10 protein-coding genes are annotated in these 12,684 nt (G+C 63.7%); 5 read left to right on the top strand and 5 right to left on the bottom strand.

Going from position 1 to position 12,684, the window contains the following annotated elements:
• Positions 1-54: 54 nt before the first annotated feature.
• Positions 55-1,017, bottom strand: a complete 963-nt coding sequence (locus tag N0P34_RS04735) for a glycosyltransferase family 2 protein (RefSeq protein WP_275605862.1) — start codon at positions 1,015-1,017, stop codon at positions 55-57.
• Positions 1,018-1,246: 229 nt separating this feature from the next.
• Here N0P34_RS04735 and N0P34_RS04730 point away from each other — a divergent pair, with 229 nt between their 5' ends.
• Positions 1,247-2,089: a WecB/TagA/CpsF family glycosyltransferase gene (locus N0P34_RS04730; protein WP_275605861.1), complete on the top strand. Its 843-nt coding sequence runs from the start codon at positions 1,247-1,249 to the stop codon at positions 2,087-2,089.
• Between the two features lie 8 nt (positions 2,090-2,097).
• Entirely contained in the window at positions 2,098-3,357 is a 1,260-nt protein-coding gene (gene wecC, locus N0P34_RS04725) for a UDP-N-acetyl-D-mannosamine dehydrogenase (RefSeq protein WP_275605860.1), read from the top strand.
• Here the strand turns inward: wecC and wecB are convergent.
• Positions 3,330-4,502: a UDP-N-acetylglucosamine 2-epimerase (non-hydrolyzing) gene (wecB, locus tag N0P34_RS04720; protein WP_275605859.1), complete on the bottom strand. Its 1,173-nt coding sequence runs from the start codon at positions 4,500-4,502 to the stop codon at positions 3,330-3,332. The two genes, wecC and wecB, sit on opposite strands and share 28 nt — an antisense overlap.
• A 373-nt stretch (positions 4,503-4,875) precedes the next feature.
• Here wecB and N0P34_RS04715 point away from each other — a divergent pair, with 373 nt between their 5' ends.
• A complete protein-coding gene (locus tag N0P34_RS04715; RefSeq protein ID WP_275605858.1) occupies positions 4,876-5,559 on the top strand; it encodes a sugar transferase in 684 nt (227 codons plus the stop codon).
• 48 nt (positions 5,560-5,607) lie between these two features.
• On the opposite strand, the gene N0P34_RS04710 is transcribed toward N0P34_RS04715, so the two are convergent.
• The gene (locus tag N0P34_RS04710; RefSeq protein ID WP_275605857.1) at positions 5,608-6,825 is read right to left on the bottom strand and encodes an SLBB domain-containing protein; all 1,218 of its coding nucleotides are present in this window, start codon (positions 6,823-6,825) and stop codon (positions 5,608-5,610) included.
• A 281-nt stretch (positions 6,826-7,106) separates the two neighbouring features.
• On the opposite strand from N0P34_RS04710, the gene N0P34_RS04705 reads away from it, so the two are divergent.
• Together N0P34_RS04705 and N0P34_RS04700 are read left to right on the top strand one after the other, a co-directional pair.
• Entirely contained in the window at positions 7,107-8,630 is a 1,524-nt protein-coding gene (locus N0P34_RS04705; RefSeq protein WP_275605856.1) for a lipopolysaccharide biosynthesis protein, read from the top strand.
• Positions 8,631-8,633: 3 nt separating this feature from the next.
• Positions 8,634-9,395, top strand: a complete 762-nt coding sequence (locus tag N0P34_RS04700; RefSeq protein WP_275605855.1) for a CpsD/CapB family tyrosine-protein kinase — start codon at positions 8,634-8,636, stop codon at positions 9,393-9,395.
• Here N0P34_RS04700 and N0P34_RS04695 read toward each other — a convergent pair whose 3' ends face one another.
• Both N0P34_RS04695 and N0P34_RS04690 read right to left on the bottom strand, forming a co-directional pair.
• The gene (locus N0P34_RS04695; RefSeq protein WP_275605854.1) at positions 9,396-10,745 is read right to left on the bottom strand and encodes an HlyD family type I secretion periplasmic adaptor subunit; all 1,350 of its coding nucleotides are present in this window, start codon (positions 10,743-10,745) and stop codon (positions 9,396-9,398) included.
• Complete coding sequence (locus N0P34_RS04690; protein ID WP_275606924.1) at positions 10,738-12,444, bottom strand: type I secretion system permease/ATPase; 1,707 nt, start codon at positions 12,442-12,444, stop codon at positions 10,738-10,740. The genes N0P34_RS04695 and N0P34_RS04690 overlap by 8 nt, the downstream gene beginning before the upstream one ends.
• Positions 12,445-12,684: the final 240 nt, after the last annotated feature.

Genomic DNA, 12,684 nt, shown 5'->3' with positions numbered 1-12,684 from the left:
CTGCCTATCGCCCTATGGGATTAGGACTGATCCCGATCCGATCTAGTAAAGTGTTCATGCCCCCCTGGCCGAGGGCTGCGGGCTGGGCTGGCGCTGCACCGAAAACTTGTCCCAGGCCGCATGAACCCCAGCGCGATGCACCGCCGAGCCGCCGATGCTGCGCAGCAGCTCCCCGCTGAGCACGGCCAGCCGAAAGATCACATTGACGAAAGCGCCATGGTGGCGCTCGTAATCGATGATGCGATTGGCGGTCAGCAGAGCATAGAGCCTGGCATTGCGGCTGTACTCGCCCCCGATATGGATGAAGACGGCCTCGGGGACGAAGGCGATGTGCTGGCCGGCCTCCCGTATGCGCCGCTGATAGTCCACTTCCTCGCTATAGAGAAAGAAGCTCTCGTCCCAGGGCCCAATGCTGGCGCGCGCATGCGACGACACCAGCAGCGCCGAGCCGCTGGCCCAGTCGACGAGCCCCGTCCGCTCATAGCGGCCGTCATTGCAGACGCACTCGCCCTGATCGAGCCCATAGCCGAGCTTTGTGCCGAGCAGCGCGTCGGCCCAGGCCGTCTGCAGCGATGGCTCGCGGCGCAGCGAATGAAACAGCGTTCCGTCCTCATGCAGGATGCGCGGCACGGTGATGCCGATATTGGGTGACAATCGCCGCATGAGATGGGCCACCGATCCAGGCGCAACCCGGATGTCCGGGTTGAGAATAAGCAGGTCCGCATCCGGAGAGATGGTCGCCGAACCGGCATTGATGCCGGCTGCGTATCCGCCATTACGCCCCGTCTGGACCACCCGCACCCCAATGGGATGTCTCAGCGCGATGGCGACGGAATCATCGGCCGAGGCGTTGTCGACGACGACGATTTCGGTCTGCCCGATGCCGGCCAGCCCCGCGCCCAGAGTGTCGAGAAGCCCTCCCAGCGTATCCCCACTATTGTAGGTCACGATGATGACTGCCAGTTTGCGGTGTTCCAGGCCCTTGGCATCGGGCTGGCCTGAGGTTTTCACGGCCATCTGCGCCTCCAAATAGCAGTTGGCACATCAGCTTCTGGCAGACGAGCGGTACACTAGTGATTTGAGCTATCGGAGCGTCGTTGTGCTTATTTCCCTAGTCATAATTACGCCCCAATTGGACGCCCTCCGACGCCCGGGCACTCGTAAGATACCTCCCCCGCACCTATCCGACTGATTGTTGGGTCTTTGCGACGCCGCATAGCGTCACCTCCTCGCTAGGGAGGGATCAATGACATTGGTCACGGGTGGAACCCAATTCGGCCAGCCTTTGAAGGGGTCCGGCCTGCTGTACGGGCTACGTGTGGACGCGATCTGTATGGAGGAGGCCCTGCAGCGCTGCCGACTGGCGCTGGAGACGCGGCGCACCCTGCTGGTAGGCGTGCTCAACGCCGCCAAGATCGTCAGCCTTCAGAACAATACCGAGCTTCGCAACGCCATTCTCGACTGCAACATGCTGCTGGCCGACGGGCAATCGGTGGTTTGGGCGAGCCGCGTGCTTGGACACAAATTGCCCGAACGCGTCGCCGGCATCGATCTCTTCGTCCAATTGCTGGGTCTCGCCGACACCGAACACCGGCGCATCTATCTGCTTGGCGCCACGCCCCAGGTTCTGGCCGCCCTGGTGCAGGAAATCGGCCAGCGCTGGCCCGGCGCCGAGATCGTCGGCAGCCAGGACGGTTATTACACCGAGGCCGAGGCGAAAGCCGTCGCCGACAGGATCCGCGATGCGCGTCCGGACATGCTGTTCCTCGGCATGCCCTCGCCCAAGAAGGAAATCTTCCTCCGGCGGTTCCAGGATCATCTGGGCGTGCCGGTACTGCATGGCGTCGGCGGGTCCTTCGACGTCCTCGCCGGCCTCACGAGGCGTGCGCCCCTGCTCTGGCAGCGCATGGGCCTCGAATGGGCATATCGCCTGCTCCAGGAGCCCCGGCGCCTCTGGAAGCGCTACCTCACCACCAACACCGCCTTTGTCAGTCTCACCCTGCGCGAGCTCGTGCGCCCCAGCGCCGAACTGCAACGCCTGCCGGCATCCGATCCGGCGCAGCCTTCACGCCTTCAAATCTCACCATAGGAAATATCATGTTGAACGAAGTCTTCAGCGGCAATCTCGTCGTCGTCGGAATGGGTTACATCGGCCTGCCCACCGCGACCGTGCTTGCCACGCGCGGCGTGCAGGTCACCGGCGTCGACGTCAATCCGCGCATCGTCGAAACCATTTCGCGCGGCGAGGCCCCCTTCATCGAGCCCGACCTCGCCGTCGCTGTCAGCGGTGCCGTTGCCATGGGCCGCCTCTCCATGTCCCGCGACATTCCCGAGGCCGACGCCTTCATCATCGCGGTGCCGACGCCGTTCAATGACGACCACACGGCCGACCTCTCCTATGTAAAGACCGCCGCCGAGCAGGTCGCAGTCAAACTGCGCCCGGGTAATATCGTGGTGCTGGAATCCACCAGCCCTCCGGGCACTACCGAACTGGTCAGCCGCTGGATCGGCGCCGCCCGTCCAGACCTCGCCATGCCCCACGTCGTCGGCGCCAATGCCGATATCGCCGTCGCGCACTGTCCCGAGCGCGTCCTGCCCGGCAGGATCATGATCGAGATGATCACCAATAACCGGGTCGTCGGCGGGTTGACCACGAGTTGCGCCATCAAGGCCGCCAGCATCTACCGGGTGTTCTCGCAGGGCGAGATCCTCCTCACCGATGCTGCCAGCGCGGAAATGGCCAAGCTGGTCGAGAACGCCTATCGCGACGTCAACATCGCCTTCGCCAATGAGCTCTCGCTCATCACCGAACATTTGCGGCTCGATGTCTGGGAAGTCATCAAGCTTGCCAACCAGCATCCCCGCGTCAACGTCCTGTCACCCGGCCCCGGCGTCGGCGGCCACTGCATTCCCGTCGATCCCTGGTTCATCGTGGCGGCCGCGCCGGACCTGGCTAAGCTCATCCGCACCGCGCGCGAGGTCAACGACCACAAGCCCCGCCACGTGGCCAACCGCGTCGTCGCCAAGGCCAAGCGCTTCGTCAGCCCCTCGGTGGCGTGCCTCGGCCTCACCTTCAAGGCCAATGTCGATGACATCAGGGAAAGCCCGGCGATCGAGGTCGTGGGCCTGATTGCCAGCGCCCTGCCGGAGGTCGAGATCATGGTCGCCGATCCCTATGTCGACACCCTGCCCGCCGAACTCGTCGGCAACGCCAATCTCCGCCTCACCAATGCCGGGGAGGCGGTAGACAGGGCCGACATCATCGTTCTCCTGGTCGAGCACGACGCCTTCAAGGCGCTGCGCCACACCCGCCACAATGGCAAGGTGGTCTACGACACCCGAGGCGCGTGGGCGTGAGCCCGCTCGCCCGGCACGAAGTCGATCGGCCGCTCGGCATAGCCGAAGAAGTGCTCGATTGATTGCACGCTGCGCTCCGAGGCAAGACCGTCACCATAGGGATTGACGGTCTTTGCCATCGCATCATAGGCGAGCTGGTTGGTCAAAAGCCGGCTCGCCTGGTCGAAGATCAGATTTTCATCCGTCCCCACCAGCGATACCGTCCCGGCCAGCACCGCCTCCGGGCGCTCCGTCGTTTCCCGCATCACCAGCACCGGCTTGCCCAGGCTCGGCGCCTCTTCCTGCACGCCACCGCTGTCGGTCAAGACGATATCGGACTTGTTCATGGCGTAGATGAAGTCGCTATAGCCGAGCGGATCGGTGATGATGATATTCTCGATGCCGTCGAGCTCGGGCAGCAGGATTTCGCGCACCGCCGGGTTGAGATGGGCGGGCAACAGCATCTGAATGTCGGGGAAGGCATGGGCAAGGCGCGCCATGGCCCGAGCCGCGCGCGCCATGGGCTCGCCCCAGGATTCGCGCCGATGCGCCGTCACGAGGATGGTGCGCCTTCCATCGAGCCGCAGCAGATCGGGGTTCACCGGCGGGATCTGGCGCGAGGCGACATCGAGCAAGGCGTCGATCACCGTATTGCCCGTCACCACGATCCGACGCGGATCGATTGCCTCCGCCACAAGGTTTTGCCGCGCCGTTTCCGTCGGCGCCAGGTGTAGCGCTGCAAGGCGCGAGACCATGCTGCGGTTCATTTCCTCAGGGAAGGGATCGAAGGCGGTATAGGTCCGCAGGCCCGCCTCGACATGGATGACCGGCGCCTTGGTGTAGAACGCGGCCAATGCTCCGGCAAAGCATGTCGTTGTATCGCCCTGCACCATGACCGCATCGGGATGCTCGATCTCGAGCACGTCGGAGATCCCCTCCAGCGCCCGGGCGGTGATGCCTTCGAGGCGCTGCCGGTCCGCGATGATATTGAGGTCGTAGCGCGGCTTGATGCCGAATATGGCATTGACCTGGTCCAGCATCTGCCGGTGCTGCCCCGTCACCACGACAATGGGCTCCAGGTGATCCGATGCCTCCATGGCGGTGATCAGGGGCGCCATCTTGATGGCCTCTGGTCGTGTTCCATAGACGACTAGTACTTTGCGCATGCTCCCGCCTCCCCTGCCCTTCAAAGGCATTCCGGGGACGCTAGGCGTGCCGGCGTGCGGCCCAAATACCTACATTTTGGTAAGCGGATACCGGGGCATGTGGACCCCTGTTTTGGCCCCTAGCCCAAGTCGACTATGGGACTGTCCAAAAGGGTAGCGCCGGGATTGAGTCATGCGCCGGACGGCCTGTTAATCCCCCGTTAAGCCTAGTCCTCCGGCAACAAACGGCGCCGGAAACCCTAACGTGGTTAACTATCGGCTAATCGGACGGGGCAAATCCTCGTCATCTCAGCCTCCCCCTAGTCCTCTCGGCGGAATTCTGGTTGGGCGGATCGCGACTAACGTTCCCACACTTTTATTTTTGGGGACGAAAATGCTCGATCAATTCGTTGAAGGCCAGGCGGTCTTGGGCGCGCGTGCGCGCTCCGCCTGGATGCCCCTGACCAGGGGGCGGCAGGCCTATGCAGCCGGCAAGCGCCTGATGGACATCGCCATGGTCCTTGTCGGCGCTGTGCTTGTCGTGCCGCTGGTCCTGGTCCTGGCGCTTCTGGTCAGGATGGATGGCGGACCGGCCTTCTACCGGCAGCCGCGTATCGGCCGTCATGGCCACATCTTCCTGCTCTGGAAACTGCGCTCCATGGTGCCGGATGCGGACAAGGCCCTCGTCGCCTATCTCGACGCCAATCCCGCCGAGAAAGCCGAATGGGACAAGCACCAGAAGCTGCGCCGCGATCCGCGCCTGACCGCGATCGGACCGTTCCTGCGCCGCTATTCGCTCGATGAACTGCCCCAATTGTGGAATGTGCTCGTCGGGGACATGAGCATTGTCGGCCCGCGTCCGATGATGCCGCAGCAGCGCCTGCTCTACGAGGGACTGGCCTATTACGATCTGCGGCCGGGCCTGACCGGGCTCTGGCAGATCAGCGAGCGCAACAATTGCAGCTTTGCCGAGCGGGCCCGCTACGACGAGCTCTATTGGGCAACCGTTTCGGCTGCCACAGATGTCCGGACCATGTTCAGGACGATCGGCGTGGTTCTGGGCGGCACTGGCTATTAAGCCGGCGCCGACCCCAGCATTCCGCGCCGACCCTGCATTCCGCGCCGGCTACGGAGCCGGCGCCATCGCCGTATCCGTCTGTCCAATCGGCGTTTCCACCAATGTCACCTTGATCAGATCGGCCGGCTGCAGCTGGCTGATTTCCGTTGCCGGCAGGGTGACGGTTTCTCCGTCCTGTTGCCGCACGATAGAATAGACCAGTGTTGTCTGGATCTGTGCGGCCAGCACGATATTGCTGTCGGTCTCGATAGACTTCACCAGCATGCGGCGGGCGGCAGATTGTTGCTGGAGGATCTTTTCAAGGCTCGCCTGGTCCTGCTGCAGGAGCCGCGCCGTTTCCGACTGCTGCTCGTCCTCGAGCTTGGCCAGGTCGCGCTGGGAGTGGTTGAGGTTTTCACGGGCCGTCATCGTGGCGATGATGATGTCGAGCCGCTCGGACCGCAGATTGGCCAGTTCGCGCTCCACATCGCTCAATCGGGACGTTGTCGCAGACCCTTTCGCCACCAGGTCGCGGATCGATTCGACCTGCTGACCGGTACGGGCAATTTGCTCGTCCACTGCCGCCAGCTTTTGTTCGAGGGCGTCGATTTCGGCATGATAGAGCGCATCGAGATCGACAAGGCCGGTTTTCTGCCGCGCCATCTCATTGGCATGCGCCTCAAAGATGCGCCGCTCCTGCGCCATGATTTCGGACACCGCCGGATCGGCGGCATCGAGCAGCACCGGAAAACTGATCTCCTTATCCAGCGCGAACTCGGCCCTCAGCCGTGCCAGCCGCGCCTCGAGGCGCAATATGTCGCTGTCGAAGCCTTTGATGTCGGTTTCGAGCCGGATCGTTTCACTCGCCCCGCCGGCGCCGTCGGAGCGCAATTCGCCACCCGCCATGGCCACGGCCTGGATCACGCTCATGCCCGGTCGATATTCGAATTCTCCCGGCGTCGTCACATTGCCTGCCACATAGATGGGCGGATATTTCAACACCTGCACCGAAGCATCCGGCTTTTCGATCAGCCCGAGCTTCTGCTGCAATTGCGTGGCGATCTCCGCGCCGAGCTGGTCGGCTGAGAAACTCTTGGTCGAGATCGCGCCCAGAGAGGGAATATTGATCGTCCCGTCGGCCGCGACGTCGAATTCGCCACCAAGGGCGTCCCACCGCCGATATTCACCCAGCGACGGCACGAACTGCACGACGGTGAGCTTGAGCCGGGTCATCGGCACCAGGGCCTCCGCCCTCGCCACGAGGGGCGATGCGGCGACCGATGCCATCAGGACTGCCCAGAACAAGAGACGTCTTTGCGATCTGGGTCGCTGTTGCAATTTCGGCATGGTTCGATCCGCCCCTGTCAAAGCTTTGGTGCGGCATCGTATCCCGCCCCGGGTTCGACCAGAACCGACCAGTGCGGCTTAGCCCAAGCGGCCTAGCGCGCGGCGATGACTACCCATGTTGGCAATAGTGAAGCCCATACGGTCCCTTATCCTCATCCCTCAGACACCACGCATCCATCATGCGGATGCAGAAACCGCGTTGCGTGAGGCAGGAGACGGCATTGTCCAATTTTGATTTCAGTTTCTATTTCGCCCTGTTTCGCCGCCGCTTGCCTGTTTTCATAACGGTATTGGTCCTCGCCGGCGCAGCCTTTCTCGCCGGGATTTCCCTCTGGCCGGTGTCCTATCAGGCGACGGCGCGAATCCTGGTCGAATCACCGCAGATCCCAACCGATCTCGCCAAATCCACTGTTCCCACCGGTGCCGCCGAGCAATTCCAGATCATTCAGGAAGACGTGCTCTCCCGCCAGAACCTGCTCGATCTCGCCGATCGCTTCAAACTCTACGTCAGCAAGCCCCTGCTGACCGACGCCGATATCGTCACCGACATGCAGGCCCGTCTCGGCATCCTGCCGATACCGATCGGCACGGGCAGCGGCGCAACCGCCACCGTATTTCAGATTTCCTTCAAGGCTGATCGCCCGGGCACCGCTGCCGATGTCGTCAATGATCTCGTCTCGATGATCCTCAAGAAGGACGTCGAACTCCGGACCGAGCGCGCGCGCGAAACCGTGACCTTCTTCAATAAGGAAACTGCCCGCCTCAATGCCTCGCTGCGCCTCGTCGAGGAGCAGATCCTTTCGTTCAAGAACACCAATTTCAACGCCCTGCCGGACAGCATCGATTTCCGCCGCAACCAGCAGACCAATCAGCAGAGCCGGCTGCTCGTCCTGGCCCAGGAAGAGGCCGGGCTCAATCGGCGTCGTCTTGCCCTGCAGTCCCGTCCGCTCAGCCTCATTGCCAATCCGGTCACCCCGGACGAACAGACCCTGGCCTCCCTCCGCCAATTGCTCGTGCAGCAGCGCGCCGCCTTCACCGAGGACAGCCCCACCATCGTGGCGCTGCGCAACCGGATCGACACGCTCGAAAAGAGCCTGATGGCCACCAACCAGACCGGCGAGGGCGAAGGCGACGAGCAATCCGCCATCCAGAGCTCGGAAATGTTCGACATCCGCGAGCGCCTGGATGAAATCGCCGACGAGCGCGAACAGCTCAACAAATCGCTCGCCGCGCTCACCGCCTCCATCGAGGCCACGCCCGGCGTCGAGACCGCCCTCAATTCCCTCCAGCGCGACCGCCAGAACCTGCAGGCGCAATATGACGTGACCGTCTCCCGCCTCGCCGAAGCGTCAACTGGCCAGCAGATCGAACTGCTGCTCAAGGGCGAGCGCCTGTCCCTGATCGAGAGTGCCGTCGCCCCGCAGCGGCCCCAGGGTCCCGGCCAGCGAATGCTCATCCTTGGCGGCGGGCTGGCCGCGCTGGCCGTCGCCCTCGCCACCCTGGTCGTGCCCGAACTGCTCAACAAGCGCATTCGCCGGCCCGCGGAAATGGTCTCGCGGCTGCAGATCGTCCCCTTTATCACCGTGCCCCATATCAGCCGCCCCGCGCGCGGCTATGGCTGGCTCAACCGCTTCTTCAAGGGCCTTGGCACGCGGCTGGGGATGGGGGCACACCGTAATGCGCCCTCCACTCCCTTCCCGTCCCCAGCCTTTGCTGCATCCTCCAAAACCAGATCGGGCCGATAGATCATGGACACCCTCGACGGAGAACTGGGCACGCTCAATACGGCCGCCAAGCCGACGCTATCCTGGTCCCACATGCCCGCCCTCGAAATCGACCTCTGGCGCCTCGAACGGCACAGGATCATCTCGCTGACACGGCGACATCCCGGCTCGGCCGCCTTCGACGTCATGCGCACCAAAGTGCTGCAGGACTCCCGCGACAAAGGCTGGACTATCCTGGGCATTTCCGCCCCGACCGAAAACTGCGGCAAGGCGACCGTTGCGGCAAACCTCGCCATAAGCCTGGCCAAGCACGAAAAATTCAAGGTCGCCCTGATCGACCTTGAATTGAGCCGGCCGAACCTGTCGCGCATCTTTGGTCATTCGGGCCGCTATTCGACCGAGGATTTCCTGCGTGGCCGCTGCCGCACCGAGGATTTCCTCGTCCGCCTGGGCGACAATCTGGCCATCGGCACCAGCGCCCCCGGCACCAATTACGTCGCCGAACTGCTGCACAGCCCCGGCGCTGCAGAAGTCCTGGCGCGGATGAAAGCCGAACTCGACGCCGACATCATCCTCTACAATCTTCCCGCCCTGCTGGAGGGCGACGACTGCCTTGGCCTGCTGCCGCGGGTCGAGGCCTCCCTGCTTGTCGTCGCCGCCGAGGAAAGCACGATCGACGACATCGACGTCTGCGAGCGCCAGATGCGCGAGCGCACCCATCTCCTCGGCGTCGTCCTGAACAAGTGCCGCTACGAAACCGGCAAGAACAGCAATTTCCAGATCTGATCAGCCTTCGCGGAACGTCCGCATGAACCGCTCTTCGACCGGCCCCATCAGATAGGACCAGACGGACCGCTCGCCCGTCTGGAAAAATCCTTCCGCCGGCATGCCCGGTGCCAACTGCGCCTCGGCAGGCAGCTTGGCCAGTTCCGCGTCCGCCACATCCACGCGCACCGAGAAATAATCCATCCCCGTCAGCGGGTCCCGCAACAGATCGGGCGCGATGGCGTCAACCGTACCCACCAACAGCGGCGTGCTGCGCGTGTCAAAGCTCAACAGCCGGATATCGGCCGCCTGTCCCACATGAAGCCGGCTGACCTCGGTCGGACTGACCCGCAAATCCACCACGAGGTGCACGGCCCGCGGCACGATCAGCATCAGCACATCGGCCGGCGAAACCACTCCACCCACCGTATGCACGCTCGATTCATGCACCGTGCCGTCGACAGGCGCGCGGATCTCGAGCCGCGCCAGCCGTGCCTCGGCGGCGATGACCTTCTCGCCAACCTCGGCAATGGTCTGGGACACGCTCTGCAATTCGCCCAGCGCCTGGGATCGGAAATCGCTCACGGTCTGGTCCGACTGCAACCGCAATTCGGCGATCGAGCTCTGCGTCGAGGCTATGGCCGAGCGTACGCCGGCCAACTGCCCCTCGATCTCCGCCTTGCTCCGCCGCACTTCATTGACCCGCTGGGCCGACACAAGCGCCTGCCCGGTGAGGGTCTCGAGCTGCGCCAGTTCGGCCGTCACGATATCGAGCTGGTTGGTATAGGCGGTGATCTGGGCCTCCTGCCCCTCGATCAGTGCCTCCTTTTCCGTGATCAATTCGCCGATCCGGGACACCGAACTGTCGAGCGATTGTTTGCGCGTCAGCAACAGGCGGAGTTGGTCCTTCATCGCCTTTTCCAGGAGCGGATCGCCTTCGAGCACGCTCGGGATTTCGGGCATTTCCATCGAGGTGCTGCCCACGCTCTCGGCAGCGAGCCGAGCGCTGGTCCCCAAAGCCTCGCGCAGCTGGGTCTTCATCACGCCCAGTTCTGCCCGCGCAAACACGTCGTCAAGCTTAACCAGCAGCTGGCCGGCCGTAACCGTGTCATTGTCCTGCACCAGGATCTCGCGGACAATCCCGCCCTCGGGGTGCTGCACTTTTCGCGACCCGCCCTCGACGACGACAATGCCCGAGGCAATCACCGCGCCTTGCACCTGCGCCAGCGCCACCCAGCCCCCCAGCCCCAGGAACAGCACCGCAATGACCATCAGTCCGAGCAGCGCGTGGCGGTGCAGACTGCCCAGGAAATGATCCTGCGGTTTGAGGGGACTTATCTTCGGCCTGCCGATCTGGAGCGGATTACGCATGTCGCGCCTGCGCTGGCGGCAGCGCCACCTGTTCGAGCACTTCCCCCTTATTGCCGAAGGCCACCTGCCGGCCGTCGCGCATGAACATCAGCTTGTCGACGGCCGCGATGGCGCTCGGGCGATGGGCGACGATCACGACGATGGCGCCGCCCTTGCGGGCATTCAGTATGGCAATGGTCAGCGCCTCGTCGCCCTCCATGTCGAGATTGGAATTGGGCTCGTCGAGCACGATCAGGAACGGATTTCCATAGAGCGCCCGCGCCAGGCCGATGCGCTGGCGCTGCCCCGCCGAAAGGTTTGAGCCGTGCGCGCCCAGATGGGTTTCATAGCCATTGGGCAGGGAGGCGATAAGCTCATGCACGCCCGCGGCACTGGCTGCGGCCAGAATGGCCTCCGTGTCATGGCGCTCGTCAAACCGGCCGATATTCTCGGCGATCGTCCCGTCGAGCAGTTCCACCGCCTGCGGCAGATAGCCAATGGCGGCGCCCAGTTCGAGCGGATCGTAATGGGCCAGCTCCGAGCCATCGAGCCGGATTGCTCCCGAAAGCACCGGCCAGACACCCACCAGCGCCCGGGCGACGGAAGATTTGCCCGCCCCCGAGGGACCGATAATCCCCAAGCCATCCCCGGCATTGAGCGTGAAGGTCACGCCCCGTGCCACCGGAGCATGGTCGGCGTCGATGCCGGTCGCAAGATTTTCCACGCTCAGCGTCTGCCGCTTGATGGGCAGGCGGGTTGGCCGCTCGACCCGCGCGGCAGCCTGCAGCATGCGATTGACGCGCACGCCCGCCTGCCGTGCGCTGACGAAATTGCGCCAATGGGCGACCACCTGTTCGATCGGCGCTAGCGCTCGCGACGTCAGGATCGAGGCGGCGATCATGATGCCGCCCGTCGCCTGGTTCTGGATCACCAGATAAGCCCCCAGCGCCAGCACCGCCGATTGCAGCAGATAGCGAAAGCCCTTGGTGATCGAGCTATAGAACGCCACGCGGTCGAAGGAGCGCGTCTGGGTGCGCACCAATTGCTCGGCGGCCCGGGCCCAGCGATGGGTAACCGCGTCCTGCATGCCCATGGCAAAGATCGATTCGGCATTATTGTCCGCATCGCGCGAGAGCGCTGCCCGTTCCGCCGCCGCAGCCGTGGTCGCCATGGCCGGCCGGTGTGAATTGAGCTCGTTGAGCACCAGCAGCAGCGTCATCACGACGCCACCGGCCAGCGCCATCGTCCCCAGCCAGGGGTGGAGATAAAAGGCCAGCGCCAGATAGATCGGCACCCACGGCACATCGAGCAGCGATATGGCCCCCGGTCCGGACACGAAGAGGCGCACCTGGTCGAGATCCTGCACCGGATTGCTGAGGCGCAAATGGCTCTGGTTGATCTTCATCCGCATGGTGAGCGGAAAGAGGCGCTGGCTCAACCGGTCGTGGAGCAGTCCCCCGATGCGCCCGGCCATGCGCGCCCGGATCCACTCGATGCAGGCATAAAAACCGAACAGCACCACCACCAGCGCCGTCAACGCCACCAGCGTTTCGGGTGAACGGCTCGGTATGACGAGGTCATAGACCTGCAGCATGAAGATCGAGCCGGTCAGCATCAAGATATTGGAGGTGACGCTGAGCAGGAAAAGCACAACGAGTTGGCCACGCGCCAGGCGGACGACATCGCCGAGCGAGTTCGGAGCGGCGCTGGCAACCATCATCGACAAGACGGCCTCCTCGCGAGCAGCCTCGCCATGACGCCGGGCGCCGCTGACAGGCCTCTATCGATAGCAAGGCCGTGGGCGCGGCCTCGCTAGCTCTATCTGCTTATATCAAGTCGGCAAGCTAAGCAGAACGCCCCTTATGGTCCGCCATGCCTGCTGGTCGGGCTAGCGTCCTAGTCCCATTGGAAAATTGCCGCCTACCGGGGCACTGCTAGATTTTTGTCCGACACCGGCAAA

The sequence above is a fragment of the Devosia sp. FJ2-5-3 genome, from assembly GCF_029201545.1.
Classification (GTDB): domain Bacteria; phylum Pseudomonadota; class Alphaproteobacteria; order Rhizobiales; family Devosiaceae; genus Devosia.
This window is presented reverse-complemented; position numbering and strand designations above follow the sequence as displayed.

Coding starts and splice junctions, on each gene's coding strand:
- N0P34_RS04735 (WP_275605862.1), bottom strand. CDS start 1,017: ATGGCCGTGAAAACCTCAGGCCAGCCCGATGCCAAGGGCCTGGAACAC.
- N0P34_RS04730 (WP_275605861.1), top strand. CDS start 1,247: ATGACATTGGTCACGGGTGGAACCCAATTCGGCCAGCCTTTGAAGGGG.
- wecC (WP_275605860.1), top strand. CDS start 2,098: ATGTTGAACGAAGTCTTCAGCGGCAATCTCGTCGTCGTCGGAATGGGT.
- wecB (WP_275605859.1), bottom strand. CDS start 4,502: ATGCGCAAAGTACTAGTCGTCTATGGAACACGACCAGAGGCCATCAAG.
- N0P34_RS04715 (WP_275605858.1), top strand. CDS start 4,876: ATGCTCGATCAATTCGTTGAAGGCCAGGCGGTCTTGGGCGCGCGTGCG.
- N0P34_RS04710 (WP_275605857.1), bottom strand. CDS start 6,825: ATGGCATCGGTCGCCGCATCGCCCCTCGTGGCGAGGGCGGAGGCCCTG.
- N0P34_RS04700 (WP_275605855.1), top strand. CDS start 8,634: ATGGACACCCTCGACGGAGAACTGGGCACGCTCAATACGGCCGCCAAG.
- N0P34_RS04695 (WP_275605854.1), bottom strand. CDS start 10,745: ATGCGTAATCCGCTCCAGATCGGCAGGCCGAAGATAAGTCCCCTCAAA.
- N0P34_RS04690 (WP_275606924.1), bottom strand. CDS start 12,444: ATGATGGTTGCCAGCGCCGCTCCGAACTCGCTCGGCGATGTCGTCCGC.